The sequence below is a fragment of the Haloarcula sp. Atlit-120R genome, from assembly GCF_003665885.1.
Lineage (GTDB): Archaea > Halobacteriota > Halobacteria > Halobacteriales > Haloarculaceae > Haloarcula > Haloarcula taiwanensis.
This window is the reverse complement of record NZ_QPLN01000009.1, coordinates 21,171-48,128: the sequence shown is the minus strand read 5'-3', so window position 1 is coordinate 48,128 and position 26,958 is coordinate 21,171. Positions and strand designations below refer to the sequence as shown.

Below are 26,958 nucleotides of genomic sequence, written 5' to 3'. Positions count from 1 at the left end.
ATAACAGTATCGACCCAGAAACCAGCACCGTCGCTGCGGAGGTGGCTAGATGCTGAAACGCCTCCTCTCCAGCGACGATGAGCCGGAGCCGCCAGCAGTGAGCGTCCCATTCGACGCCCTGCTGGATGTCGCTCAGTCCGAACGCCGACGCCAGTGCCTCCGAGCGGTGAACGAACACGGCCAACTGGAACTCACCGACCTCGCGGAGATCGTCGCCGCTGCGGAAGTCAACACTACCCGCGAACATCTCGAGTCACAACAACGCAAGCGCGTGTACGTGTCGTTATATCAGACGCACATTGCGAAACTGGACGACACCGGACTGGTGCGCTGGTCCCAGGCCAACGGCACAGTCTGTGCGACCACCGAGACGGAGCCGGCCGTCGACGCCCTAGATGACCTCGCCGACCGCACGACGGGAGGTGCCTGAGATGGCCATCGAGAAACGCGGTAGCGCGGTCATCACCACGGAATGTCCATTCTGTGACAGCGACATCGACCCCCAGCAGAGCCTTGCGAAGCATCTCGACACCGACTGTCCAGAGTACGGAGGGAGCCAATCATGACCACCGGCCACGGCAACTACTACGACGTAGACGGTCGGCGCTCGCTCAACGAGCGCTGGCCGAACGCCGACGGGGTGGCCGCTGTTGGCGGCCTTGTCCGCGAGCTCAAGACTGACGGCGGGAGCGCCGCTGCAACTGATGCAGACATCGAGACGATCCTCGACGAACTCGAAGCGTTCGAAGACGTCAACCTCCGTGAGGCGGACCCAGACACACTCAGCCGGTACTGGGACGCCCAGGACCGGTTGATCGACGCTATCGACGCCGAGTTGGACAAGGACACTCTCTCAGAGGCGACCCACATCTGGTGGAATGACCAGGCGGAGTTCCATCTCTACTGTAGTTCTCACTATCACCCGATTGCCAGCGAGCAGTGGACCGGCTTCACTGAGGTGACCGACCCACAGGCGGTGAAACAGGCCGCACGAGACCGCCTCGAAAGTGGGGTCCCGTGCGAAAAGTGCCACAGTGAAGCTCTGTTCGAACGACGTGACGAACTCCTTGCGGAGCGTGGTCTGGCATGACCGGCAGCGCCCAGTCCACGAAAGGCTCTCGTGTCGGCACCGACGTGCCAACAGCGATCCGCCGCGGTGGCGCGACCAAACCGATGCAGAAGCTCGACCGAGAGGGGGCCCTCACCTCGTATCGCGGCCACGCCGTCGCCTTCGAGTGCCAGGACTGTGGCAACGTCCAGTGGTTCGTCACCGACCAGTTCCGGATCACGGCGGACTGCCACGAGTGTGGCCTGGGTAGTTGCTTCGAGTTTGACTTCGAACTCGCCCGGTCGGCGACGCGAGGAGGTGCGTTTGAGTGACCCGCCTCGAACTCGTCGAGAAACCAGACACGCCGGGGAGCTTCAGTAAAACAATCGAGCACTACGGTGCTGCGATTCCCCGCGAGGGCGAACTCGTCACCTGGGACACGGACCACTACCGCGTGACTGAGGTCCAGCATCGTATCCAGCTGGGGACCATCATCGTCCACCTTCGACCACGCGACCAGGAGGGCGACGATGGCGAGTGAGTCCGACGCTACTGTCGACCGCGTCGTCGAGGTCGCCGATCTCGTTGCCGACGAGGCAGACACCGACGCCGAGGCGGTGTTGCTCGATGCGCTCGGGCGAGTGCGCAAGCGGGGGTGGGCCGATGAGTAGAGCCAGCCAGGGCGCGCCGGCCAAACGCAAGGCACGCCATGACGAACCCGCCGACGTCGGCACGCCTGTGACGGTCGACCGACTCAGCGGCGATTCGCTGCGTGGGATCGTTCGCGAGCGCTACACCTACGACGAGCATGCTGCCCCAGCACGCGTGCTTGTCGAATCGTCCGAGACGATGGTCAACGTCGCTACTGACCGTGTCAGTATCGCTCGCGGGTCAAACGCCGATGTCGTTCGCAGTCTTGTCGAGGCTGATACCAATGTCTGACGCTGCTGGCGGTTCTAACTCACCGCACGTGCAAGTCGCAGGACAGAGAAGACACTACGAGAACACAACGCACCTGAGAAGGGGCCACCGTTCCCAGTTCGAGCCGACTACCAACAGTACGAATGCTCCCAATCGCGCCGTGCTGAGTGAAATGTTCGAGGGCATCGTCCACGGCACAGTCAGCGGTCCACACACGGGAGGTGCCCAATGAGCGTCGACAGCTCTCCACCTACTGCCGACGAACTGCCCGAGAGTCCGAACGGCCTTCGGGATGTTGTTGCCGACCTCATCGAAGAGGTTTCACAACTACGAACGGAGAACGAACACCTTCGTGAGCGCGTTGACGAACTCGAAACGGAGGTTGCCGAGCAAGAGTCCATCGAGTATCGGGGTGATGCAAAGGAGATCGAGAACCTGTTTGTCGGCGGCGTGCCGGTCGGCAACAGCATCGCCTCAAACAAGACGGGGCGGAAAACTCTCAACCGCTTGGTGTTCAGGAATCCAGAGCCCGACATCGAGAAAAGCGACATTGAACCGTTCGTCGAGGAGCACGGGACGGTGAAAGAGTCGGTTACGAACGCCCAGCCGGCTGCTGAGAATCAGGACGCCTCGGAGAGGAGCCGGGGGAATATGCTCCCGCTGCACCGGATGATGGTTGATCTGAACTCCGGCGCCGACGCATCGCTCAGCAAGTCACAGAAACGTGCCGCGGCGCTGTACGAGCGGTTCGTGAATAAGGCCAGCGGCGAGACGAACCAGAACGTCACGCCAGACGGCCAGAAGTTCACGATGAACACTGAACAGGCTGTGGAGGTACTTGAAGACGAAGGCCTGCTGGATGGCGTCAAGCCACAGTCCTATTCCAAGACAGCCGGGCGTGTCATGCGCGATGTCCAGCGGTTCACGATCGTCGATGGTGACGGCCACAAGGACTGCGTTGACATCGACAAGTGCTCCGACCATGGACTGATCAACTTCCGCTCCGGGAAGCCACATACCCTGACCGTTCCAAAGCGGAAGATGAAAGCTAGCGTCCACAACGCAGACACTGCTGACGCCAATGTCAGAACCGACAGTGAAAGCGAGAACAAACAGAAGACAGCCGAAGAGCCGTCAAAGACGACGGACTTCGATCAGCTGAATCAGGCAACGGCGGTGAACGCGGATGACTGAGACGCGTTCTGACAGTGTTGTCAGCACGCTCGCGAGTAGCGTGTCATATGGAGGTGGTCGACAAGAGCGGTAACGAATTCCCCACTAGACCCCTACAATAAAATCCATACGAATGTGGTGCGTAACTTACGCTTGTTCTCGTTTCGTTAGAGTGACGTGAAACGACTTCCCTTTTCCTTCCCTCTATGAGGTGTAGGAAAAGAAGTCTGAGAGCGAACGATTCTATCTGACATCCTCTTCCATCGCCTTCTGACAACACTGTCAGATAGTCCGTCAAGACAGTGGTGCCTGAAATTCCATAGTCACGGCCATAACTAACCAACATTTTCCCTAATTGACGCCGAATGTTGGTTAGCTTGGGGCATCGACTTCGAGATGGGACAGCGTGACCCCGGGGAGAGACACACCACTCTTTCACGTGAAGCCGGGAAAGGGTGGAGACCCTGTAGAATTCGAGCAATCAGCCAACTACCACGAAGCGGCTAAAAATGGGACTTCCAAGACCGTTACCACCAGAATCGGGATTCTGACCAACTAGACTAGTGTCAGCGCTTTAGATGAAACAGTGGACTGTTGTTCTAGTAACTACTCTACTCTAGTTCTTCACTCGAAACAGTGGTGTGTGTGAGTGGCTTCACTTGAAACAGATGCAGAGGTGGTTTTATATACCCCTCTTGTGAAAGATTCCCTATGCGTCGGTTCGAGCGGAAGCAAAACATCTTCCGGAACAAAGACGCCCTGGGGGAGTCCTACCAACCGGAACGGATTGAGGAGCGGGATGAAGAAATTGAGGAGTATATGAACGCTCTCCAGCCGGTAATCGATGGGTGGGAACCAAACAACATCTTTCTCTACGGCAATACGGGTGTCGGGAAAACAGCCGTCACCGACTACCTTCTTGACCGACTCCAGGACGACGTCGCTGCGTACGATGATATCGATCTCTCCATTATTTCGCTCAATTGCAAGACGCTCAACTCCTCGTATCAGGTCGCTGTGGAACTCGTCAATGAACTCCGTCCATCCGGTGGCGAAATCAGTACGACTGGGTATCCACAGCAAACCGTGTTTAAAAAGCTATATCAGGAGCTTGAGGCCATCGGTGGGACCATTCTCATCGTCCTTGATGAAGTCGATTCCATTGGCGACCGAGATGAGCTGCTCTATGAGCTTCCTCGGGCCAGGGCCAATGGGAATCTCGACTCGGCAAAGGTCGGCGTTATTGGCATCAGCAACGATTTCAAATTTCGTGACCAGCTCGACCCTCGTGTCCAGGACACACTCTGTGAGCGAGAACTCCAGTTCCCGCCATACGATGCCACAGAATTGAAAAACATTCTCGAATCACGTGTCGAGGTCGCTGTCACGGATGGGTCAATCGATACTGGTGTGTTGCAGTTGTGTGCTGCTCTCGCCGCCAGGGACAGTGGCAGTGCCCGGCAGGCGCTTGATCTCCTTCGGTTGGGTGGTGAGATCGCGGAAAACCGGGAAGCTGAGATGATCAAAGAAGCGCACATCGAAGATGCTCGCTCACAACTCGAACAAGAGCGGGTCGAAGAAGGAATGCGCGAGTTGACGACGCATGGCCGCCTTGCACTATTGGCAGTGATTTCGAAAGCAGCCAAAGAGGAAACGCCCTGTCGGACGCGTGACCTCTACGAGGAGTATCGCTCACTCTGTGAGTCCTCTGAAACCGATGCGCTCGGCCAGCGGTCGCTCCATAACCACCTGTCAGACCTTCGGATGTTGGGTATCCTCTCAGCGCACGAAAACCGGAGCGGTTCTCGGGGGAACTACTACAATTACGAGCTTGATGTTCCGTTTACGAGCGCCATTGAGGCGATGTCTGATGTCCTTCATCTCACAACGGAAATCGATACAATCCGTGACATTGCCGCTATGAACAACGTTGGATGACGGGGGACTCCACCCTTTCATGTGAAGGTACGTAGTGGGCGGGCCAATCCGCTTCACGTGAAAGAGTGGTGTGTCTGACGGACGCTGTTTCACTTGCAAGCGTGGTGTGGTTACCAGTGAGCCCTTCACTTGAAAGAGTGGTGTGTCCGGCGGTAGGCGTTTCACATGTAACGGTGGTGTGTCCGCTCCAGAATTGGCTCTTGCCACAATGAAGGGCTTCGTCGTCTACACCGCCGCGCAATGGCGGCGGCGTCGAAGGATGTGACGCTCCCCGAGAGAGAATTTCGGCAGGAGGTGTTCGACGACGAAATCTCGAGACCAATGATGCATGAAGTGATGCAAGACGCCGCTGAGCACTTCGGGATCGGGACTGGCAAACCAGACAGACAGCAGGTGCTGCGCCTGAATCTGACCGAACTCGAAATTGACCACCTCGATATGGCCCGGACCATCAGAGAGTTCGCGAACGCCGACGGCGACTCGAAGCTCGCTGATAGCGGCGAGACGACGCTGGGCTCCTATGGTGGCGGCCAGCAGCCGTCGGCACTGACTGATGGAGGGACTGTCGCGGACTGAAGGGCTACACTGAACCGCTTGTCAGCACGCTCGTGGGCACGCCATTGCCCGGTCTGTTAGCTTTAGCTATGTCGTTTGACGAGTATGAGGGTTGACCACGTCGATGAGCTGACGTTGGGGAGGCAGTAATCACCTCAATGAGTGGCCAGAGCGGCACCCGACCGACAAGCTTGTGCTGTCGCTAATCGCTCACTCACAGTGTCGACATTCAATCCCGGTTCGGGTTTTCTGACCGCTTCGACGCTGCTCGTGTTCTGGAAGCGGTGGCTGTAGCGGTGTTTCAATCCCGGTTCGGGTTTTCTGACCGCTTCGACAGACGAGTTCTACCGCGAGGGCGTGGAGTACTCCCGGTTTCAATCCCAGTTCGGGTTTTCTGACCGCTTCGACCTACACGGACGCTCTCGATGCACTGATCGAGCAGGGTTTCAATCCCGGTTCGGGTTTTCTGACCGCTTCGACGGGGCGGCTGGCCCAAGTCCTGACGCGACAGCGTGTTTCAATCCCGGTTCGGGTTTTCTGACCGCTTCGACCCTGGATGGGTCAGACGATGCCTCGGCAGTCATCGAGTTTCAATCCCGGTTCGGGTTTTCTGACCGCTTCGACAAGGCGGTGATCGTGGACAAGTTCATACCAGACTGTTTCAATCCCGGTTCGGGTTTTCTGACCGCTTCGACGGTATATTCCTCTGGTGCGGCTTTGCGGCCTCTTTCGAAGTTTCAATCCCGGTTCGGGTTTTCTGACCGCTTCGACCGCATCGCGGACGGTCCCACACCGCGGGCACTCGAGTTTCAATCCCGGTTCGGGTTTTCTGACCGCTTCGACAGGGGGTGAAAATACGGTTATAGGGCTGAAAAGTCTTTCTCAGGCCGCCAAATCGAGGCCCGATTACGTCGACCGGGGCTGTACACTCATTTAATAAAGGTCCACGTAGTCAGACATCATCTCGAAGGAGCAATTGTCCGGTCAGAGTCACCTGTGCGAACTTGGTTTTCCCGTCTGTCCATGTCTCGATTGCTCCTGCATCGGCAAGTGCGGTGACGTGGCGTGTCACCGTACTTTTCGAGTTACCAGTCTCCGCAGTCAGGTCGGGTATCGAGATTGCCCCCTCTGCATTGGCAATCGTCTGGAGTGTTGACATCGTCGTCTGTTGAATTTGGGCAGTCAACCGGGGGAGATCCCACTCCCGCACTGTTCCATCAAGATCGCTGAAAAACAGTGCAGCAGACAGCAATCGAACGTGTGTCATTGCAGCAATCGTGAATGGCAGCAACACGTCCCGTGCTCCGCCACCGAGCGAAACAATTCGCTCACCGTCTGCTGCCCGGATCAAATCACTACATTCCAAAACAGCTGTCTGAAAATCTCCGTGTGTGATCTGCTCTGTTGTAAGATTGAGGTCCGGTTCAATCTCCTGTAAGAGGCGTTCGACATCCCCAATCGCTTCCTCGGCGCGTGAATCTGGTTCCTGATCTGGCCGTATTAAGACGACTGTGTCGCCGGTGTCGACACCGTGGCTCAGCAGCGGTCGGGTGACGCTTGTACTGTTAAAACCAATCGCTGAGAGATATGTGTGCATTACCTGCTAATCGGTGTGACCTGCAAAAATAGTATTGTTGCGTGTCAGTGAAATCGACGACTATTCAATTTTGGTTGCATGAAATTGAAATCGTCCCATTTTTGGGAAACGCTTATGATGCTACTGGGCCAACGACCCGGACGCACCTGATGAACAAACAAGAAGTCTCGATAAATAATAGATTACGCCAAATCCACATCACGGCTCGGCCGGAATCTCGGTTTCCAGTGCCGATCTCGGACGGATACTCCGTGTATTCGGCGCTATTGGGTGTGCTCGAAGCCGTTGATGCGGACGTGAGCGGACACATTCATGACTCGTCACTGGGGAGTCTCCACAGCAGTGGCCTTCGTGGTGTGTTCGGTGATAGTAACCGTGCCTATCACAAGTTGCTCCTGCCAGACGAGACATATCAGCTAACACTTGGTGTAGTAGACCCTGCCGACACCGAGATTTTTCAGGCACTGGTGAACGCACTCGTCTTGGAAGGTGATCGTATCGAGTTGAGTCACGGGGAATTGCACGTTGAGCAGTTCGAGAGTCTGAACACGACACAGGCCGAACTACTGGACGAGGCGGGGTCGATGGATAACCCGACCATCGAGATGTCCTTCGAAACGGCGACCTGCATTGAGGAAGCCGATGAAATTACGACGATGTTTCCTCATCGGGGTGCCGTATTCTTGTCACTGTTAGGGAAGTGGAATCGGTCTGTTCCGGAGGAATTGGAGCTTGACCTGCGTCGAGAGGCAATTGAAGCGAACGTAATCGAGAAACCCGACGCACGCACCTATGATACCCATTCGGTGCTAGTCAACCGCGTAAAAAACGAAGACGGAGAAACGCGGAATCTCTTCCGGCAGGGCTTCACTGGTGACTGTGCCTACGAATTCAAAGGAGCTAGCGAGTCCGTCGAGAACGCGGTAACGGCGCTCGGGATGTTCGCTGAATACTCGGGTGTCGGCAGTGCTGTTGCTCGGGGCTGTGGACAGGTCAACTCGGAGGTCAAAGATTGATGACCGACAACGACAGAAAGCAGGCAACACTCGATGAAATTGGGTCAGAGGGCGATGGTGAGTCAGAAGAAGTACCTACTGAAGGCGTTGATTCATTTTCACAGTCTCTCTTCAAAGATCCAGAGAAAGAATTCGGAGTTGATCCCGACCCAGAGACTGTCGAGTCAAAATTGGATAGTATTTTAAGCGAGTATATTTCAGAAATCGATCCACGGCTCGTGGAAGCAGGCTGGTCGTTTCTCCCGAACAAGAGCGTCGAATACAGCAAAGTCGACCAGTCGATGCTCAATCATACTCGAAATCTAGTATACTTTTTACACCAGCTTGCTCGACAAGTAGAGAATACCGATCTTCCACCGATTACACCGGAAAAGCTCCGTCATCTCGTTGCACTCGCGGTCGCTCACGATTATCACAAGCTCCGCAAAGAAGACGAGAATCCAGATGAACGGTTCGATATCAAAATCAAGGAACTGGAGCCATTTATCAAGCAAATCGGACTGGACGAATTTAGCGCTAGCCAAGACGATCCTGATTCGGCACTCTCAATGCGGACGTTCCGTTCGTGCGCCGTCGATCATCACGAGACTGATAACGCCAACTCGACTCGCGTCACGACGACTTGGCGAGAGTATCGGCCACTAATCCGACTGGCTGACGCGATGGCTTCTTCGACGACACCAGAGGCAGCGACGAATACTCGCGTCCAAGATCGATTCCGTGAGGCATTTCCCAGTGGAAACGTCGAACTCGCATATCACCAGACCGACCACGTCAGTGGTATTTTTACGAACTTGTTGAATAAGGCCGTGAGCGAGTATCTACAAGAGGAATATAACTACCATCTACTCACGATGTATCAGGATGGCTGTGTGTATCTCGCACCATCGGATCAAGACCAGCCAGAGACTGACGAAGACATCGTTGCCGCAATCACTTCACAGCTAGGGAATAGTATCGGCGATTCTCACCCATCGTACAACGATGTCGATCAACTGCGCTCAAACTTCTCGATTGTTGGCGCCCAAGGACTTTACAGTCTGAACGAGCCCGACTTTTTCTACGCTGGTAGTGGAACGATGTTGCAAGCCGTAGTTCGGAAGGGGATTACTGACGGCGACGCGGACAGTAGTGCCACGGACCCTGCCACAGAGTCGATGGAACTGCTGGAAGACGAACTAGGGGCTGAATTCGAGAAAACCGAGCAGCAGTACGGTCTTGGTCGCTTTGTGAACACAATAAAAAGCTGGTTTGTCGATCCGCTGCTTCCCAGCGACCGAACTGCGAACGACCTGATTCGAGCCACTGTCACCGCGTTCGGTTTTTCGGATGAGCTATCCGAGGAGCTTGTTGCTCTCTCTGAAGACACTACCTCGGAGCTGACCAGTGGTGGCAAATGGGAATACTCGTATGCAATTGCACAAGCGCTTCTTGATCGACATGGAACCGGACCCGTAATTCCCACTGTTGAAGACGAAATCGTTACGACACTATCGGATGGCTTGGCTGGACTTGTTGACGATGACACTGATTGGCGGACTCTCATTCAGAACGCACACGCGGGTGATATGTCAGCAGAGGTCGAAGCGTTCATCGGTGAAAACCTCCGTGTTGGTGGTGGCAACCTAATTCTCACGAGTGCGACAGTCGATACTTACGATGAATACGTCAAATCATCACGGGGAAAGACCTGTATGCTGTGTAGCCGTGGCGTCGCGGCGGGTGGGAACCTTGGACTAATGAAATCCAAACAATCCCTGACGACGTTACAAGGTGGTTTTTCAAATAGGGAGATGGTCGGTGGAATGAAACGAGATAACCTCCTGCTGTGTTCGACCTGTCGAATCGAATTCTCGTTGCGCGAGACAGCAGCCTCCCAACGAGACGAAGGTCGATTGTTTTTCCACCTGGTTCCTGACTACTTCTATACACCATACTCTTGGCGACTCTATTCTCGCTTGGTCAACCGATTCACCGGTGAAAACCGGGTTCGATTGGGACGACTTGCCGAGCGGGTGTTCGATATCGACTCTCTTGAGGAGTTCACCGGCGTGATGGACGAATTAACACAGCCGGAAGGGAACGGCCGAACGATGATCGAGTCACTCTCACAACAGTTCGACCGTAATCAGCAGTTTGGTGCTCAGACGGTCGGTTACTTCAAAAACCCAGACAACGACACTGAGTTCCAGTTTTTCGGTGCGTTTCTGGCTCTCACCGTGAGTGCATACACTGGGATGCGGGTGTATTTGAGTTCGTCGCCTGTCCCGGAGATGCGCTCTCGTGACTTCCCAGAGTTTGCAAAGATCGGGAGCGGGTTTACGCAGGTGACGAGGTTCTACGGTGAGACTGTCCCACTGACCAGTCTTCGGTCAGTACTCCAGTCAGCAGCTGCCGTTGTGAAGCTTGGATACGCAATCCAGGGTAACGACCGCAATGACTCTCTGTTCGCGAAATACCTCCGGACGACACGGAACGAGCTGTTGCCGGGGTCGTATCTACTCAAGCGTGCTGTCCAGACCTCAGATGAGGGGCCGTACATACTCGCCCTGATGAGGTATGCAGTCGCACTCGATCAGCGAAACGCGATCAGACAATCCAATTCACAGATGAGCGACACACCACACAATCGTATCACGACACTCGCAGATCTTGCATACGATGCCATCCGGCCAGCGAGCGGACACGACCGGAAACCGCATCGTGTCGAACGCGTGTTCCGTGAGAGCGTCAAAGCAGTCTCGAAGACAGGACAACAACTCGATAGAGAAGACTACAGGATGTGTGTCTCCGGGCGACTTCAGAAGATGATTGACCGGCAGGCTGGCGACGCAGTCTATCCGGTCAGTGCCGAGGAGTCAGACGCTGGAACACCGCTTCAGGAGCGCATCGAAGAGTACGCGAGATACTTCGTCGACGAAATCCTCTACGGGATTGCTGACGGGCGCCCCTCTCAACTGAAGCGTCTCGAAAACAACCTCGCAGACGGTTTCTTCGGTGCGACACTTCGAGCAGAGGCAGAGTACTACAAAGAAGACAGCGCAGAGAAGAAGTCAGCAGATCAAGTCTAACAATGATTCCAGACAGTATTACCGACGCACTCGCCGATGGCACTGTTCCAATTGATGACATGACCAACACACCCGGAACGAACTACACGACGTTGTTAGTACTCCGGGAATTGGAGAGCCATGCGGTCTTCACAACGAATGGGCAGGATGCAGATATCACCTCACTATCAGTCGTTGGCGATGACGGGAGTGTCGAGTACTCACCAGGACTGATGTTCATGCGGAAACAGACCGGGAGCGACCGCCGGACTGGAAAAGCGATTCAGCGCGAACTGTTGGAGTATGACCAGAGTGATTCAATGGATGTTAATGATATGAACCCCCAGTCCGTTGAGTCGGCACTATACGGCAGTGCTGCTAGTGGAGACGACGATGTGGATATCGGCGTCACATCGCGAGTGATGTACGATACTGCGTTTACTGTCCGCGATGCCAGTGCTTGTATCGATGAGAAATTCCAGAACGCGCCCGGTGAGGGGTACGCTAAAGGGTCGACTGCCAACATTCGAGAGCCGGACTTTTTCGAACCGGGAACGCTGTTCCCATGTACGATAACTCTTCGTGACGCAACACCTGCGGAAGTGGCGTTCGTCGCTGCGATTACGAGCCGCAATAAACGCTACGGGGCAGCAACGACTCGGCTTGGACGAGTTAACAATCGTATCCTCGGTCTCTACACTGGCTCTGAAGAGGGTCCGTCAAACCGAGAATTAACAGCAGAAACGATTGTCTCGTTCGCTAGTGAGAGTGATCGAACGCTTGGTGATGTCGTCCAGGCTCCAGCACTGAATGCTGACAAAGCAGCGACATACGTCCGGGAGACCTACGACACAGCGTGTGCTGAGACAATTGCACAAACCCCTGTTGATGACGAGGTCCTTGATGAATTACTGGAGCTCACAGGTGACGATGACCTCCAGGCTGTGCTCGAAGCCCAACAGCCCCACTCACAGTCATTCATCGACGACGCAATCACGGCAGACGAGAGCTAATCCAAGCCATGGAGGTACTCGAAGCAACGCTGACAACACACGGGAAAGTCGGATTTGCATCTCGGGAGGTTGGTCGGATGGCCGACACAGATCCGTATATCCTCAACACAGCATTGCACTATGCACTCGGGTTAGCGAGTGGCAACTACGTCGATGTCGCCCACCAGCCAACCTATATTGAGGATACAGCGGACATCGTAGACGAAGTGTACGTGACTCCAGCGACACCTGTTGCAGTTGAGAATGATTCGATCCGAACGGAATACCTCACGACCAACCGAAACGCAAGAACGGATACGTACGCGACCCCGAACTATCCGGCTGACGACGACCCAACGGGAAAGGCCAGCCAGAACCTTCCAACGTTCGAACGTGAACGAGCGCTCGCCCCGGGCAACCACTTCCGGTTCTACGTCTTTCCGTATGGCCGGACAGCTGAGGCCGTCAAAGAGACGCTTCCACCGTATATCCGACTCGGTAAAAAACGTGGAAAAGGCCACGTTCGATATCGTATCGTCAATGCCGAGCGAAAGTCGGGGACGTTCTCGCTAGGCCATCCGCTGAGTATCTACGATCATAGCGCACAGCCACTCGGTGGCGTCGTGATGCGGCAGATGCAACCCACACCGCTCTGGTTCGAGGGTGAGTTCGAAACTGAACATTACGCGATAGAACCTCCGATTGATTCTGCTGACCGCGTGTACTACCCGGCAGATGCAAAATTTCTTGCAACGAAACGTGACGATGTCTGATTCATCTTCATCAACCGTTCGAGTAAAGGGACTTGCATTGCGGGAATATCCTGGCGATTCGTATCCAGTCGATGATGTTACACCTCACCGCCACCAGTGGGCACTCCACGACGCTCTGACAACAGGTGTTCCAGGTGTCTTCGTGAACGATGCACCAACTGGTGCGGGGAAGACACTTTCGTGGCTTGCACCGACGATTTCGGGGGGTCTGGACACAGTTGCAGTGTACCCGACGAACGCACTGATCGAAGATCAGCAGGCGAATATCGAGTCACAACTGGACGATATCGAGGGTGGAGATGACGTCCATTTGCTGGCAGTCTCAAGTGACACACTCCAAGACGAGTACGCCACAGAGTATCCTGCTGCTGAGTCGAACGGAGAGCTACTTTCGTACCTCCTACGAGATGCATTTCAGCGGCCAGAAACGGTAATTCTACTCACGAACCCAGACATATTCGTCCTGCTACGTCGAGAAATATACCACAAGCGAATTGATGGGGTCAATCTCTTCGAAGTCGCTGTGGTCGATGAGTTCCATCGAGCGACACGAAAAGAACAGAATACACTCTTGTTTTTATTGGATGAAATGCAAGATGCCGATACTGAAATATGTCGGCTGTCATATCTCGTGTTCCTCAGTGCGACTCCTGACGAGGAGCTAGCCGAACGGTTCGATGAAGCCGTCTCTGCGCCCTACTATCCGCTCACGGATTTTGGATGGCGTGAGACGCCACATCCAGCAATGGCAGCGGACGACAAGTCAGTTATCGCATTTGCACCTGGCCAACTACCGACCGAGTACCGTCCAGTACTGCCACCACTCGAACTCCAGTTGGAGCCAGCAGCGACCTTTCAGACTGCGACACGATTAGCTGAGGAACGGGAGGAAACCATCGACCGCCTCTTACGAGGACGAACGGTTTTGATGCTGGATGGCATCCACGAAGTTGATCAAATATATCGGTTGCTGCAGGATTCTGAACTCGGTGTTGTCGAACGAATCGACGGATTTCATCGTGGAGATATTGCTGATAAACTCGACCGATTTGACACGCTTGTCAGCAATGCGGCAGTCGAAGTTGGCGTCGATTTCGATACTGATCAGGTGCTGTTCTCGGCACACAGCGCCGCAACGTTCTTCCAGCGACTCGGCCGACTCCGAACACGTGAAGAGACATCAAGTGCCTACGCGTACCTCCCACCCTACGTATATAAACAACTTCAGCCGGAGATTGATGACTTCGGCAACGAGTGGATCGGCCGAGATCGGTTCGAAGAGTTGGTTGAACAATACTACGTCGATAATTCCACACCGAAGTCGTTTGACTGGCGGTATTCGGCCGTCGAAGCGTACCATCACGTTGAAGAACGTGTAGAGAACGCACCATCGGACGAAGCCGGCCTGATCCGAAAAGAGGGCTGGAAACGAATCGAACGGCACTTTTGCCGACCGCATGGTACCGTGTTCTCGAAACAAGATGTGGAACGATGCCATGACGCAGTACAAACAAAGATTCTCGATGCGTTGCAAATGTACCGCGGCAACAGCCTCCAACTATCCGTCTATGACCCAGACCAACAGGCAGTCCAGAATTATAATCTAACATATCTACTACGACACGGCGACATCCAGTTATTGGAGCGGGATGACTTTTTTACACATATCCCCGATCATCTCGAAGACGACGTATCGCGAGTCGAACGCTACAGCATTGGATACTGCATTTATTACGGAACTTACGACTGCGATGGAACCGAAGGCGATGAAGGGTACACTGGACGTGATCTCTGCTTCAAACCAACTGGTGAACTGTACTCACTGTTGAGTGGGGGACAACGGCAGACTCGGAAGCCAAAAGTGTGTACTGGATTAGAAGTCGAAACCTCACCGGATATTGATGGGCTAGATCAGTTGAAAATCAACCTTAGTGAAACCGAAATCCTCTGTTATCCGATCGAAGGCCACGTTAGCGAGATATCGAAGCAATACTCTATTGGTGAGTTCGGATTCGTTTATCCACTCCTACACCCAGAGGGAGATACGGCTGCAATTGCGTTCAGCCACGATGCACTCTATCTGCACTGCCGAGTACAAGACCAGCAGGACAATGATGGACTCGACATTGAACTTGGTGAGTTGTGATGTCAGCAAGTTCTGTTGCAGATCACGACGACTTGGTTCACGTGAGTGCGCTGAATGAGTACCTCTACTGCCCACGACGATTCTACTACCAGCGGTATCAAGACGAGATCGGAACTCCCTACGAATTGGTTGATGGTCGGAGTAAACACAAGAATGCTGCTCACCGGGGTAACTGGATCAACGAACGATATTTATGTGATACTTCACTCGGCCTTCATGGCAAAATAGACATTATCGAATCCAAGGACGGGGTTCTGACCCCGATCGAGCGAAAGCGAGCTGAAAGTGGCGGGTACTACACCAACGATGAAATTCAGCTAGCCGGTTACTGTATGTTGTTATCCAAAGCAATCGGTGAGCCTGTTAATTTCGGATACATTTATTTATATTCTACAGACCAGCGACACTCGGTTCGGATTACAGAGGATCATCGACAAGCAGTCAACCAAATCGTCGAGAGAATCCAGACCATGTCCGTTGACGAGATACCTCCACTCACCGACACCCCTTCGAAATGTGGGGCTTGCTCTGCTCGAGAGTACTGTATGCCTGAGGAGACAGCTATGCTCGAACCAGAGAAAGCCCGCGGTTCCGGCTGGGAGGATAAAGTATGAAAGCAACCGAGGGGATGTTTGACGAGTCGGTTGTCTATGTCACTAAACAGGGCACTCAAGTCCGAACTGATGGTGGGAGAATTGTTGTCTGGGATGTCGATGGTGATGAGGGCGAACTTGCCACCTTTCCCACGGAGAAACTCGAAACGATCAACGTCTTCGGCGGGGTAAACTTCTCGACACCGTTTGTCGCGGAGGCGAACGAGCACGGGATCATTCTCAATTACTTCACTGAGAATGGCAAATATCGTGGAAGTTTCGTCCCAGAACGGAATACAATCGCTGAGGTTCGCCGAGCACAGTATGCCCTCAGTGAGACTGCTGAACTGGACATTGCGGCATCAATGATTTCCGCAAAGATTCGCAATGCCAGAACTCTGCTCTCACGGAAAGGTGTCCACGGAACGGACGTGCTGAAAGACCTTGGTGTGCGTGCGACGATGGTATCGACGAAAGACGACCTGCGCGGTGTCGAGGGTGAAGCCAGTGAGCGGTATTTCAGTCGCTTAGACGAGACACTCACTGATGGGTGGACTTTCGAGAAACGGACAAAACGACCGCCTGAAGACCACATCAACTCACTTCTATCGTTAACATACGTCTTCATGAAAAATGAGGTGTTGAGTGCACTCCGACAGTATAATCTTGATCCCTTCTTAGGCGTCCTGCACGCTGACCGGCACGGGCGACCGTCGCTGGCGCTGGATCTCCAAGAAGAGTTTAGGCCAATTTTCTGTGACGCGTTCGTGTCACGGCTGGTAAACCGTGGCGTGATCACGCACGATGAATTCACGCAGGATAATCATCTGGGTGACGATGCGTTCAAAACCTATTGCTCGAAGTTCGACGAGTTCATGCGGGAGGAGTTTATTCACCCGTACTTTGAATACTCAGTCACACGCCGAAAGGCTGTTCGCCAGCAAACAATCCTGTTGCGGAAGGCGATTACCGAGGAACTGGACGAGTACCACGCCCTGACCTTTTCGAAATAACCATGCGCCTGGCAATAGCTTACGACGTAAGTGACGATGCAAATCGTCGCCAAGTGTACCGAACGCTCCAGCGATACGGAGCTTGGCGACAGTACAGCGTGTTTGAGGTTGATGTGACCAAAGCCGAGCGTGTCGAGCTTCAGGACGAACTGGAATCACATATCGAGCCAGCCGACGGTGACCGAATTCGGATTTACCGTTTGTGTCAGTCCTGCCAGGATAACACAACCGATATCGGGTCCGATCCGCCCGATGAACAATCCAACGTTCTCTGAACAGAGCTACGTGGACCTTTATTAAATGAGTGTACAGCCCCGGTCGACGTAATCGGGCCTCGATTTGGCGGCCTGAGAAAGACTTTTCAGCCCTATAACCGTATTTTCACCCCCTGTCGCGACGGCCAGAAAACCCAGCACGGGATTGAAACGAGTATGGTTGATCGAGGAGCATCTCCTCGACTCGGTCGCGACGGCCAGAAAACCCAGCACGGGATTGAAACGTGCTTCACGCCGTGAACAACGATACCCAGTCTGGAGGGTCGCGACGGCCAGAAAACCCAGCACGGGATTGAAACTATTCCCCGCATAAATATAAATATCGACTCATAATGTCGCGACGGCCAGAAAACCCAGCACGGGATTGAAACTATTCCCCGCATAAATATAAATATCGACTCATAATGTCGCGACGGCCAGAAAACCCAGCACGGGATTGAAACACTGCCGCCATCAATGAGTGTGGCCTTTCCCTGCCGTCGCGACGGCCAGAAAACCCAGCACGGGATTGAAACCTGCTGTCTGTCGAGTTTGCCACGAAACAAGCCACTGTCGCGACGGCCAGAAAACCCAGCACGGGATTGAAACGATGTGTCGAAGCTGCAGGAAGAGTTAGAACAGATCGTCGCGACGGCCAGAAAACCCAGCACGGGATTGAAACAACACTTGCAGGAGTCTCAAGAGGTTATGACGACGAGTCGCGACGGCCAGAAAACCCAGCACGGGATTGAAACAAGCTCCGAGAGGTCCGCGTCAAGCTGGCGTTCGGCGGTCGCGACGGCCAGAAAACCCAGCACGGGATTGAAACCTGTTGAGGACGACAAACCGCCAGCCGTTGATATCGTCGCGACGGCCAGAAAACCCAGCACGGGATTGAAACATGACCGCCCGTCAGAAATTGCCATCCCAAACAAGTCGCGACGGCCAGAAAACCCAGCACGGGATTGAAACTACTGAGATGCGTTGCAGCCGACCCACGACTCGTCGCGACGGCCAGAAAACCCAGCACGGGATTGAAACCAACTCGTCAACATCGTGGAGGTACTCGTACTCTCTGTCGCGACGGCCAGAAAACCCAGCACGGGATTGAAACTGGGATATCGATGAATGGGAATATCTGAATGTCGTGTCGCGACGGCCAGAAAACCCAGCACGGGATTGAAACTAACGGATGTTGAGACGGCCTGACTGGTGTCGTTGAGTCGCGACGGCCAGAAAACCCAGCACGGGATTGAAACTCGTCTTCGGTCTCTCCCTCGTCGCTTTCCTGCTCGGTCGCGACGGCCAGAAAACCCAGCACGGGATTGAAACTCGCTTCGACCGGGATGGTGCTCACGAACGTCTCGGTCGCGACGGCCAGAAAACCCAGCACGGGATTGAAACAGGGAGTACACGAACCCTGCCCTGTCGATGAACCGGAGTGTCGCGACGGCCAGAAAACCCAGCACGGGATTGAAACTCGCTTGATCCAGATGCAAACGACCAACGTTGGTACGTCGCGACGGCCAGAAAACCCAGCACGGGATTGAAACTGTATCGGCTCACAGAATCCGGTCGGCAGATGGCGTCGCGACGGCCAGAAAACCCAGCACGGGATTGAAACTATAACCGTTCCACTGAGCAGTCATTCAAACAGCTGAGTCGCGACGGCCAGAAAACTCAGCACGGGATTGAAACAGCGTACAGACACCGCCGAGAATAGCGTCTTCTCTATAGATGCAGCGACAGCCCAGAAGCCCACCGCTGGAGTGAAATCATAACTCCCGCATTCAACAATGAATCAGATCTACAACGATTGTTTGGCCGGCTTCAAACACCATCGTCTCTGGAGAGAAACCGCCCTATGTCGAACTAACCGGCGCCACGTACTGACTCTTAACTTTCTCTCCTTCTCGCCACTGGATATAGTAATACCCCCGTTCGTCGATTGTTTTCGTCGTTAGCGTCCCCTTCGAGCGAGCGATCTCCGCAGCCTCGTAGGCCTCGTTGATTTTCTCGTCCCAGTCGTCCTCGTCCCACCCTTCGGGCGCCTCGATGCCGACTGCGTCGTCTGTTTCGTCGTCTTCTTCGAGCGCTGCGGCCAGCTCGTCGACGGCGGCAACCGCGTCCTCGTGCGCATCACGACATTCCTGCTCCAGCGCCTCGACGTCGATGCGTTCCAGCGCCGACAGCGCTTGGTGAGCATAGTCTTCGTCGCCCATGCGCTAACCAACACGACCGCGCACAATAGCGTTTGTGTTGGTTAGTCTAGTCACTCCCTGTTGCGAGTTTTCACACCTCACTGTTTCCGATGTATTACTAACTTTAGTTACTACCATCAGTTACATACGTTAGTAACAAGCGTTACTAACACACGCTAATTATTAGTAGTAGCAACATACAGTAATAACACATGCTGGCATATACGACGTACAGTGAGGCCGGCGGCGTCGGCAAGACAACGACAGCCGCGAACCTCGCGCATGCACACGCTCAGAACGGTCTGAAAACGCTCGTCATCGACCTTGACCCGCAGGAGGCGTCCATCTCCTACATCTTCGGCGTCGACGACGACCGCGACGACGGCGCTGCGGACAATCTCGTTCGTCATATGGTCGGCCGCGGCAAAGGCCCGTTTGCGGACCTCATCCGCGAGGACACCGGCGTGGAGAACCTCGACGTAATCCCGGCCCACAACATGCTCTCGTCGCTGGATACGACGATGCGTCGGGCGAAAGAGACGGAAGAGCAGATGAACCCCGACGCAGAGTGGGTTGAAGAGGAACAACTCTACCAACTCCTCGGTCGCAACGGCATCCACGAGCAGTACGACGCAATCATCTGTGACCCGCAGGCCTCCGAGGGGCAGGGTCTCTACAACGCGGTCATGGTCACACAGACGGTGCTCATCCCGGTCGAACTGTCTGGCAAGGGCTCACTTAGTATCGACGGCCTGGAGCAGCTCGTCGACGGACTGGAGGACAACCTTGACATTGAGGTCGGCGTGCTCGGCATCGTTCCTGTCGCGTTCGGCGATACAACGGGCCAGCAGCAACATCTCGCTACGCTCGAAGAAGATATCGACTACGACGTGCCGGCGGTATTCCGCAAACGCGAATCGCTAATGCAGGAGATGTGGGACGCACGGGCGACTGCCTATCAGGTGGTCGAAGAAGCCTACAAGGATGGCGAGAAGGGCGTCCGACGCGTTCCTGACCGCGAACACGCCACGCTCGAAAAGTATGACGACCTCGCGGCGGAAATCGAGGCGGTGTTCGACGCATGAAGTCCGGCGCTGGCTCCCCGTTCGACGACGACTTCGACCAGGAAGACGAGACTGCCGCCGAGCCTGACAGTGATACCACCCAGGCAGATACGGACCTGGAGACCAACACAAGTGCTGAACCAGCCGATACGACTGAACAACTGCCGTACAAGTATCGACGCGACGGCGTGCAAGACGGCCGGAACCACGCGAATCTGTTCCTCCGCGACGAAGCTGAGGCCCACGTCGAAGACGTCGTCGACGCGATGGACGAGACCTTCGAGTCTGAGTCCGTCTACAAAATCGACGTACTCGAAGCGATTGTGCTGGCTGCCAACGACGATACCCGAACCGTCGAAGACGAGCTCCGGAAGATGGGCTACGGGATGAAGTAACTCTCGCAGGACTCGGCGATAGCGAACCGCTCGTTTTCTCGCGTCAGCCCTTCTCTAGGGCCGATTCATGTCTGGATGGTTATAGCCGACAGTAGTTGAGACCAGTCGTCGCAATGCATATTGTATTCTGACGTAGTTCATAAATAGTATGAAGTCGTAGTCTATGAGAGAACGATGGCACGAATTACCGGTTCTTACCCAGATGACCTCGACCTCCTCATTGAGGGTGCTGTCGAGGCTGGTGTGTTTGGTGGCAAGAGCGATGCGTTGCGCGAGTTCGTGCGTGAATACTTTGAGGCCCACGAGAACGAACGGATTGCAGCTGCGGTCGCTCTCTACGAACGTGAGCGGATCACACTCGGTGATGCTGCAAGACTCGCTGCTGTCGACCGCTGGACGATGCGTGACATCCTCCGCGAGCACGGTGTTGAACTTCGCCTCGGACTCGTTGACGAAGACGACGCAGCCTACGAGGTAGAGGCAGCACGCGAACTCGAATTCGATGATGAGGACTCGTCTGATGAGGAGCCACGTGCTAAATGACAGGTAACGATCTCCCAGCGAACCCGAGCGTCTTGAACACGACTGTCCTCTCGAATTTTGCGTACATCGATCAGCTGTGGATAGTAGCTGACCTTTCTGGAATCTGTACGGTACCAGTCGTTCGTGAGGAGTTCGAACACGGCGTTGCTAACCACCCATATCTTCAGGAAGCACTCGATGCGCTTGACGACGAAATCCCAGTTGCGGCGATTTCGGATACTGTCGCCAACAGAGAAGCCGTTGTTGGGGAGCATCTCGATCCTGGGGAAGCACAGGCGTTCGCCCTTGCCGACGCACACGACGGTCGACTGCTGACAGACGACGGAGATGCTCGGTCGTTTGCGAAAGACCAGGGCGTGACCGTTGTGGGGTCGGTTGGCGTTCTGTTGGCTGCAATCGATGCTGGGAGGATCGACGAAGCCACTGCTGACGAGTGGCTGTCGAAGTGGATCGATGAGATCGGCTACTACGCCCCGTATCGAACGATTTCGGAGTATCGATGACAGGCTTGTTCGAAGTTCAAAACGCCTGATTAGAAATCATCGAAGATCTGCTTAACTCTGCCGAGAACCTCGTTCACGTCGATAACGTGCTGATGGACCGGGAGTTCGACAGCCAGCACATTCTGGAGATGCTCAGCCAGCGTGGACTGTCGTATGTAGTCCCGAAGCGGATGCAAACCAGCGAGAAAGCCCAGGCCAAGCGATTGCTCCAGCGGGGTCAAGACCGATACGAGACCGACCGCAAGCTCCATCTCGGAAAGAACGAGTGGCACGAGACAACGCTGATCTACCGACGGAAGGAGGACTCTGAACATGATGATCACCGCCAGTACTCGGTGTTCATGTCGAACCGCGGCAGTGGATTCCTTACTGAATACGGCTATCGCTGGGAGATCGAGAGTGGCTACAGGTCAATCAAGCGATTCATGGCCGCCACGACCTCGAAGGACTTCGGACTCCGATTCTTCTACTTCGCGTTCGCGTGTCTCCTGTACTCGATTTGGCGTGCGGTGGATCTACTCGTACAGGTCGAATTGACCGGTGAATACGAACACTCGCCAATTGTGACAGCCGACAACACGCTGACGCTGTTGAAGAAAGAAACCGGAATCGGATAGTGAGGTTCTCCACCCGTAATAGCGCGGTGTCTGAGTGGCAACGCTGTCGGAAGTCGTCTAAATTCGCGAACATGAGTGGCAGTGCAACAAGATCGGGCGTTTGGAGAGCTATCTAAGTCAATTCCCGTTCACTGAATCGGCTGAATCCACGCATTATAGCCCCGCTAAGCCCGGTGCAGTCTCAACTTCAACAGCCGATATTCGGTATAGCGATATGAACTTTATAAATACAAGACTGGCCTGATTCCGAACGCTACAGGCACTGAAACGCCACAATTCGACTTTCAGCAGTAGGTTTGTATTATTGCAGTAAGCACCACCAGTTTTACCCGGACCGCCGCTGTACGGGAAGCATGGATCGTCTTCCGCCTGCATACGACGCTACTCCCGGGGATGACGCCCTCGAAGCAGCCATCGAGAAACGACTGGTCGATATCGACTCCGGGCGCTACCGAACGAACGTCGCGAGCGTCCTCCGCAAGTTCGCCGCATGGGCTCGCGACCGCCACGGCGTCGCCAGCCCCGACGACATCGACGAGAATGTCTGCCGACAGTACGCTCGCGACCTCGCGCGAGCTGAAGATCGGGACGACATCTCCCCCGAAACGGCACGCCGGTACTTCGCGTACGTCCGCTCCTTTCTCACGTGGGCCGTCTACGAGGGCCTGGTTCCAACAAACCCGGCCAAAACCAACCACGCTGAGGGACCACTGCCGACAGACGAAACCGAGAGTGACCAGCAGTACTGGACCACACGGGACCGCGACGCTATTTGTGCGACAGCCACCGCGCGCGTCGACGAAGCCAGCGAAAGCGACGGTATCAACCGCAGGGCGGCTTACCGTGACCAAGCACTCGTCTTCCTACTTGCCTACTCAGGTGCGCGTAGCGCCGAACTCGTCGCCGTCTCTGATGACGAAGCACGGAACGGGCTCCAGTGGCGACACGTCAACCTTGAGGACGGCACCATGCAGGTGTTCGGCAAGAACCGCACCCGGGAGGCCGCGCCGATCCTCGACGAGGCAATCGACCCGCTCCGACGCTGGAAGCAACTCCGTGACCCTGCCGAAGACGAAGCCGTGTTTCCCCGACTGGACAATGCGGCGAAAGCAATAGAGCCGACGCCCTCGATCACTACACAGTCTGCTCGAAACATCCTGGCCGACCTGTGTGAGTGTGCAGACTACGAGTTTGAAGAGCCGTTAAAACCTCACGGTGCCCGCCGTGGGCTCGGGCGGGAGATCTATCGTGAGAACCCACAGCTGGCACAGGATGTACTCCGCCACAAATCCATCGAGACCACGCATGAAGGCTACGCTCAGGAGGCTGCAAAGCGGACACGTGACGAAGCGAACGATATCATCTCTGGTGGGTAGACTAACCAACGAAAACGCGTAAAACTCTTTTTGTTGGTTAGCTCTTCCGAGACAGTCCCTGCGGAGAAGTCCCCAGGCTCCCTCTGGGATTACTCTGGTGCAACGATGTCTTCACACGTTGGACACTCGGCCCACATACCCTCCGTGTCGTCAGTTTTCTCGTATTCAACCAGCAGCCATGCAGTCGTGATACGCTCGTCGCAGTTTGGGCAGCGACCGAGACTGTGCGTGTCGTCGGACATGGAAAGGGTATGGAAGGAGCGCGTGACAGTGTTCCTTCCACGCAAAAATTCGATCGGTATCGAGTATAAGCGTCTGCTATGGTTCAGAGTGAATACATTTAGTACTGTTATCGCTAAGCTCTCGACACCTGCCCTTTGGTCCTCATCTTGGAGTGAACGTGAGCGATGTTCCAGAAGTTAGATTGTTGATACGGAACTTACGATTCGCTTCTGCCCCGAAAGCACAGCCTGTAGAGCATTCGATACCGACATCTCTGGTGAGGAAACGACCTGTGGTGTCGCTGCTCGTTCCGCCGCCGTGTCCGCTATCTTGTATTCTCAGACCGTCATTTGTGGTTTTTTGCGATGGCTGGACCGGTGTTGCAGACGAATTCGATACGGCCCCTGCATCTTGCATCGCTTCAGAGCTACTGGGGAACGGACTATCTTCAGGAGGGTTGACCTGTATGAGCTGGTCAAAAAATGTTCCGACCTCGATAGTGTAACTATTGGGGGGTGTAATCTCTAATATCCAGTCATAGCGGCCAGGCTCCACATTCGAGTCAGCGAAATTAAATTCAAACACACCTTCGTCAGGTCGTACCTCCGGGGTGACCTCGGATTCGCCACTTGGATACGACAGTCTGAGTGTTCGTTCCCACTCAGCCGAAATTGATGGATGATGGGTGATGAATGCCGCCTCTGTGGACTGTGCAAAGACGTACTGATAGCCATAAATGAGAAGTTTCTCACCACTTGAAGCGATAACTGACCCGTCCTCTAGAACCTCAAACGAGTACCTTGCACAGGTCTGACGAGACATGATGAGACAACTCGGCATCCTCCCGGACGCCCCGTGACGGTTACGCGCCCTCCATCTCGCACGCGAGTTTTGACAAGAAGTGGATAGACAGACGGTGCGAAGCTTTTTATGACACGCTCTGTAGAACGGTTAACAGCACTCGATCAACGGCATTGGTTTGGAGAGCTATAAGTTCTGTCTCAGTAATCATAGTAGTATTTCAACGCCTGATAAACTAAATGACACTGTGGTAGGTGTTATTACCGAGACTGATGAGCTGACGGTGATAGAAGGTGCGTATCTTTGATGAGTCGCACCGAGGCTCTACCGATTACGGATGTCGAGACGGCGAAGTGACGGTCCACCCACCGAACCCCTTCGGAAATCCACCGTCCGGTATTCAGTCGTCCTGACTGGTTCAGCACGAACGGACGTCCCGATAGACGATACCCTGTCGGTCCTGCTGGCTCGGGAGACGTCGATTTCGACTCACACCACTCTGAAGCCGGCCTGATGAGAGGGGTGGTCAAGCTGTACTACAGCCCGATAATGTCGTCCAGTTCGACGTCGGTGAGATGCCCGTCACAAACGGCACACGCATCCACGTGGTCGGGTGCAGAGCCGCCTTCCATGTGCAGGTTGCCACACTCGGTGCATACTTCGAATTCTGCGTCAAGCATACAGATTCCACGCCAGAGCTCACACACAAGAGTCTGGTGTGGTTGAACTCTGGACTCTCATGACCTGATCAGGGTACCTATACCTTCCCGTGCTGTGGAGTCTGGACTGGGGATATCGAGTTCCGCATCCCGAGTGTCCGACCTCGTGGTGCGCTGTGCGAGTGGAAAGATACCCACCAGACCTGCCAGAGGGACTCCGTACCCCTCTGCACCGTGCTGTGGCTGCCAGTCGTGGAATGATTATCACCCCCTCACTGCTGGGAGGAGAATACCCCCGACTATTACATATAGTCGCCAGTATGTCCGAATCAGATGCCCTCCCGTAGAGCCTTTCTCCGGGGTGTCGCTGCTCTATGTCCACCGGGGCTCTCAGTTGGATGTACAGGAATCTTCGGCAGGGACAGACCGACGGAACGGTACTCCACCACTGACCGCGCCGACCGCTCGGCGACGGCCTCAGCCACCCCGACGGAAACCGAAACAACTGCCGAGCCACTCAACATCGCAACGGTGGCGCTCACTGGTCCGGTCGCCCGCGCTGCGACGCTCTGGAACGGGAACCCCCTGCCGACGGACGACGAGTACGGCAGGTCGCTGGCCGACACCCTCGGAAGCGACGGGCCCGGACTGGCGGGATATTTCGGGCGCCAGCACGGACTGTCCCCGACTCGACAGGCGTTGTCCCCACCTTTCGAGATTACGGTCGCCAGCGCAACCCAGACCGACGCCCGTGACGCGCTCGCTACAGGATCGATTTCGATTGCCGGGCTCGGCACCGAGGCGTACGCCCCGATCGACAGCGAACTGGATCTCTCTGGATTCGTCCGGCACGACCTCTTTCGAGCGGGGACGGTGATTGTCGTAAGTACGGCGCTCTACGACAGTGGCGTGACCTCGATCACGAGGGCGGACCTACTCGGCATCTACAACGGGCGCCTAGACAACTGGGCATCGCTGGGCGGGCCGGCTCGTGAGATCCACCTGGCCGGGACAGTTGACGTGCAAGGTGGGCCGGAGATATTCAAAGAGACCGTCCTCGCGGGGCAACCCAGAGGCGGCGCGGACGAACTGTTTGGCCAGGTCGACCGGAAGGTGGACACCGTCAGCGACAGAGACGACACAATTACGCGAATTCCGGTTCGAGATGTCAGGAGCCTTCGTGACGGCGGGACAACCGACTACCGGATATTGCAGATCGAAGTCGATGGCGAGCCCCGTGGACCGGGAGATATCGGCTACCCCGCTACCTATCCGGTTCCACTGTTCACGACTGGTGCTCCGGGCCCGCGAGAGGCTGCCTTCCTCGATGCCCTGTCGGCAGACGCCTTACAACCCGAGATTCTGGATAGCGACGGCCGCCTCCATGTGCTACCGACTGGGGCTGACCCGAACTACTGACACCACGGTTACCTGCTCGAACCCCCCTCAGGCAGCACTATCCAGGGAGCATTGCACAGGTCGACTCAATCAGCAATCGAGGTCGACAC

General features: G+C 55.1%; 28 protein-coding genes, 1 pseudogene and 2 CRISPR repeat arrays. Of the genes and pseudogenes, 25 read left to right on the top strand and 4 right to left on the bottom strand.

Annotated elements, in window-relative coordinates:
• Window positions 1-49: 49 nt before the first annotated feature.
• The 10 genes from DVK01_RS19860 to DVK01_RS19825 all read left to right on the top strand — a co-directional run bounded on the left by DVK01_RS19860 (window position 50) and on the right by DVK01_RS19825 (window position 5,656).
• A complete protein-coding gene (locus tag DVK01_RS19860; RefSeq protein ID WP_121538511.1) occupies window positions 50-430 on the top strand; it encodes a hypothetical protein in 381 nt (126 codons plus the stop codon).
• A complete protein-coding gene (locus DVK01_RS22405) occupies window positions 396-566 on the top strand; it encodes a hypothetical protein (protein ID WP_199722400.1) in 171 nt (56 codons plus the stop codon). Before DVK01_RS19860 ends, DVK01_RS22405 begins: the two co-directional genes overlap by 35 nt.
• Window positions 563-1,090, top strand: coding sequence for a hypothetical protein (locus tag DVK01_RS19855; protein WP_121538509.1), 528 nt, complete (start codon window positions 563-565; stop codon window positions 1,088-1,090). Before DVK01_RS22405 ends, DVK01_RS19855 begins: the two co-directional genes overlap by 4 nt.
• A complete protein-coding gene (locus DVK01_RS19850) occupies window positions 1,087-1,380 on the top strand; it encodes a hypothetical protein (RefSeq protein ID WP_199722395.1) in 294 nt (97 codons plus the stop codon). The genes DVK01_RS19855 and DVK01_RS19850 overlap by 4 nt, the downstream gene beginning before the upstream one ends.
• On the top strand, window positions 1,377-1,589 hold the full coding sequence (locus tag DVK01_RS19845) for a hypothetical protein (protein WP_121538507.1): 213 nt from the start codon (window positions 1,377-1,379) through the stop codon (window positions 1,587-1,589). The genes DVK01_RS19850 and DVK01_RS19845 overlap by 4 nt, the downstream gene beginning before the upstream one ends.
• The gene (locus DVK01_RS22400) at window positions 1,579-1,719 is read left to right on the top strand and encodes a hypothetical protein (protein ID WP_199722394.1); all 141 of its coding nucleotides are present in this window, start codon (window positions 1,579-1,581) and stop codon (window positions 1,717-1,719) included. The genes DVK01_RS19845 and DVK01_RS22400 overlap by 11 nt, the downstream gene beginning before the upstream one ends.
• Entirely contained in the window at window positions 1,712-1,990 is a 279-nt protein-coding gene (locus tag DVK01_RS19840) for a hypothetical protein (protein ID WP_121538505.1), read from the top strand. The genes DVK01_RS22400 and DVK01_RS19840 overlap by 8 nt, the downstream gene beginning before the upstream one ends.
• Before the next feature lie 207 nt (window positions 1,991-2,197).
• Window positions 2,198-3,163 (top strand): hypothetical protein, encoded by a 966-nt coding sequence (locus DVK01_RS19835; RefSeq protein ID WP_121538504.1) that lies wholly within the window; start codon window positions 2,198-2,200, stop codon window positions 3,161-3,163.
• Between the two features lie 690 nt (window positions 3,164-3,853).
• Entirely contained in the window at window positions 3,854-5,080 is a 1,227-nt protein-coding gene (locus DVK01_RS19830) for an orc1/cdc6 family replication initiation protein (RefSeq protein WP_101352113.1), read from the top strand.
• A gap of 240 nt (window positions 5,081-5,320) precedes the next feature.
• Entirely contained in the window at window positions 5,321-5,656 is a 336-nt protein-coding gene (locus DVK01_RS19825; RefSeq protein ID WP_233562823.1) for a hypothetical protein, read from the top strand.
• Between the two features lie 205 nt (window positions 5,657-5,861).
• Window positions 5,862-6,478: direct repeats of the CRISPR family, unit length 37 nt; unit sequence GTTTCAATCCCGGTTCGGGTTTTCTGACCGCTTCGAC.
• Between the two features lie 109 nt (window positions 6,479-6,587).
• Here DVK01_RS19825 and csa3 read toward each other — a convergent pair.
• Complete coding sequence (gene csa3, locus DVK01_RS19820) at window positions 6,588-7,232, bottom strand: CRISPR-associated CARF protein Csa3 (protein WP_121538502.1); 645 nt, start codon at window positions 7,230-7,232, stop codon at window positions 6,588-6,590.
• Between the two features lie 272 nt (window positions 7,233-7,504).
• Here csa3 and cas6 point away from each other — a divergent pair, with 272 nt between their 5' ends.
• The 8 genes from cas6 to cas2 are packed head-to-tail and all read left to right on the top strand — an operon-like array spanning window position 7,505 to window position 17,090.
• On the top strand, window positions 7,505-8,248 hold the full coding sequence (gene cas6 / locus DVK01_RS19815; protein ID WP_233562822.1) for a CRISPR system precrRNA processing endoribonuclease RAMP protein Cas6: 744 nt from the start codon (window positions 7,505-7,507) through the stop codon (window positions 8,246-8,248).
• Window positions 8,248-11,319: a type I-D CRISPR-associated protein Cas10d/Csc3 gene (gene cas10d, locus DVK01_RS19810; protein ID WP_121538498.1), complete on the top strand. Its 3,072-nt coding sequence runs from the start codon at window positions 8,248-8,250 to the stop codon at window positions 11,317-11,319. The genes cas6 and cas10d overlap by 1 nt, the downstream gene beginning before the upstream one ends.
• A 2-nt stretch (window positions 11,320-11,321) precedes the next feature.
• Window positions 11,322-12,311 carry a type I-D CRISPR-associated protein Cas7/Csc2 gene (cas7d, locus tag DVK01_RS19805; RefSeq protein ID WP_121538496.1) on the top strand — a complete coding sequence of 330 codons (990 nt, stop codon included), beginning with the start codon at window positions 11,322-11,324 and terminating at the stop codon, window positions 12,309-12,311.
• A gap of 8 nt (window positions 12,312-12,319) precedes the next feature.
• On the top strand, window positions 12,320-13,063 hold the full coding sequence (gene cas5d, locus DVK01_RS19800; protein WP_121538494.1) for a type I-D CRISPR-associated protein Cas5/Csc1: 744 nt from the start codon (window positions 12,320-12,322) through the stop codon (window positions 13,061-13,063).
• Window positions 13,056-15,209 carry a type I-D CRISPR-associated helicase Cas3' gene (gene cas3 / locus DVK01_RS19795; protein ID WP_121538492.1) on the top strand — a complete coding sequence of 718 codons (2,154 nt, stop codon included), beginning with the start codon at window positions 13,056-13,058 and terminating at the stop codon, window positions 15,207-15,209. The genes cas5d and cas3 overlap by 8 nt, the downstream gene beginning before the upstream one ends.
• Complete coding sequence (cas4, locus tag DVK01_RS19790; RefSeq protein ID WP_121538490.1) at window positions 15,209-15,823, top strand: CRISPR-associated protein Cas4; 615 nt, start codon at window positions 15,209-15,211, stop codon at window positions 15,821-15,823. The genes cas3 and cas4 overlap by 1 nt, the downstream gene beginning before the upstream one ends.
• Window positions 15,820-16,815 carry a CRISPR-associated endonuclease Cas1 gene (cas1, locus tag DVK01_RS19785; protein WP_121538488.1) on the top strand — a complete coding sequence of 332 codons (996 nt, stop codon included), beginning with the start codon at window positions 15,820-15,822 and terminating at the stop codon, window positions 16,813-16,815. The genes cas4 and cas1 overlap by 4 nt, the downstream gene beginning before the upstream one ends.
• A gap of 2 nt (window positions 16,816-16,817) precedes the next feature.
• On the top strand, window positions 16,818-17,090 hold the full coding sequence (gene cas2 / locus DVK01_RS19780) for a CRISPR-associated endonuclease Cas2 (RefSeq protein WP_121538486.1): 273 nt from the start codon (window positions 16,818-16,820) through the stop codon (window positions 17,088-17,090).
• 115 nt (window positions 17,091-17,205) lie between these two features.
• A CRISPR array of direct repeats spans window positions 17,206-18,767; the repeat unit is 37 nt; unit sequence GTCGCGACGGCCAGAAAACCCAGCACGGGATTGAAAC.
• A gap of 164 nt (window positions 18,768-18,931) precedes the next feature.
• Here the strand turns inward: cas2 and DVK01_RS19775 are convergent.
• The gene (locus tag DVK01_RS19775; RefSeq protein WP_121538484.1) at window positions 18,932-19,291 is read right to left on the bottom strand and encodes a hypothetical protein; all 360 of its coding nucleotides are present in this window, start codon (window positions 19,289-19,291) and stop codon (window positions 18,932-18,934) included.
• Window positions 19,292-19,482: 191 nt separating this feature from the next.
• On the opposite strand from DVK01_RS19775, the gene DVK01_RS19770 reads away from it, so the two are divergent.
• The 6 genes and pseudogenes from DVK01_RS19770 (at window position 19,483) to DVK01_RS19745 (ending at window position 23,768) form a co-directional block, all read left to right on the top strand.
• Window positions 19,483-20,355, top strand: coding sequence for a ParA family protein (locus DVK01_RS19770; RefSeq protein ID WP_121538482.1), 873 nt, complete (start codon window positions 19,483-19,485; stop codon window positions 20,353-20,355).
• Window positions 20,352-20,729, top strand: a complete 378-nt coding sequence (locus DVK01_RS19765) for a hypothetical protein (RefSeq protein WP_121538480.1) — start codon at window positions 20,352-20,354, stop codon at window positions 20,727-20,729. The genes DVK01_RS19770 and DVK01_RS19765 overlap by 4 nt, the downstream gene beginning before the upstream one ends.
• A 174-nt stretch (window positions 20,730-20,903) precedes the next feature.
• Window positions 20,904-21,272, top strand: coding sequence for a UPF0175 family protein (locus DVK01_RS19760; protein WP_101352104.1), 369 nt, complete (start codon window positions 20,904-20,906; stop codon window positions 21,270-21,272).
• Window positions 21,269-21,775, top strand: a complete 507-nt coding sequence (locus DVK01_RS19755; RefSeq protein ID WP_121538478.1) for a twitching motility protein PilT — start codon at window positions 21,269-21,271, stop codon at window positions 21,773-21,775. Before DVK01_RS19760 ends, DVK01_RS19755 begins: the two co-directional genes overlap by 4 nt.
• A 32-nt stretch (window positions 21,776-21,807) precedes the next feature.
• A pseudogene (locus tag DVK01_RS19750) lies at window positions 21,808-22,392 on the top strand (transposase); the annotation flags it as partial.
• 353 nt (window positions 22,393-22,745) lie between these two features.
• Window positions 22,746-23,768, top strand: a complete 1,023-nt coding sequence (locus DVK01_RS19745; protein WP_121538476.1) for a tyrosine-type recombinase/integrase — start codon at window positions 22,746-22,748, stop codon at window positions 23,766-23,768.
• 384 nt (window positions 23,769-24,152) lie between these two features.
• Here the strand turns inward: DVK01_RS19745 and DVK01_RS21745 are convergent, their stop codons facing one another.
• Window positions 24,153-24,812: a hypothetical protein gene (locus DVK01_RS21745; RefSeq protein WP_147435208.1), complete on the bottom strand. Its 660-nt coding sequence runs from the start codon at window positions 24,810-24,812 to the stop codon at window positions 24,153-24,155.
• A gap of 515 nt (window positions 24,813-25,327) precedes the next feature.
• Window positions 25,328-25,471, bottom strand: a complete 144-nt coding sequence (locus DVK01_RS22395) for a hypothetical protein (protein WP_198560286.1) — start codon at window positions 25,469-25,471, stop codon at window positions 25,328-25,330.
• A 312-nt stretch (window positions 25,472-25,783) separates the two neighbouring features.
• Between DVK01_RS22395 and DVK01_RS19740 the strand changes: the two genes are divergently transcribed.
• Window positions 25,784-26,869 carry a substrate-binding domain-containing protein gene (locus tag DVK01_RS19740; protein ID WP_121538474.1) on the top strand — a complete coding sequence of 362 codons (1,086 nt, stop codon included), beginning with the start codon at window positions 25,784-25,786 and terminating at the stop codon, window positions 26,867-26,869.
• Window positions 26,870-26,958 lie beyond the last annotated feature (89 nt).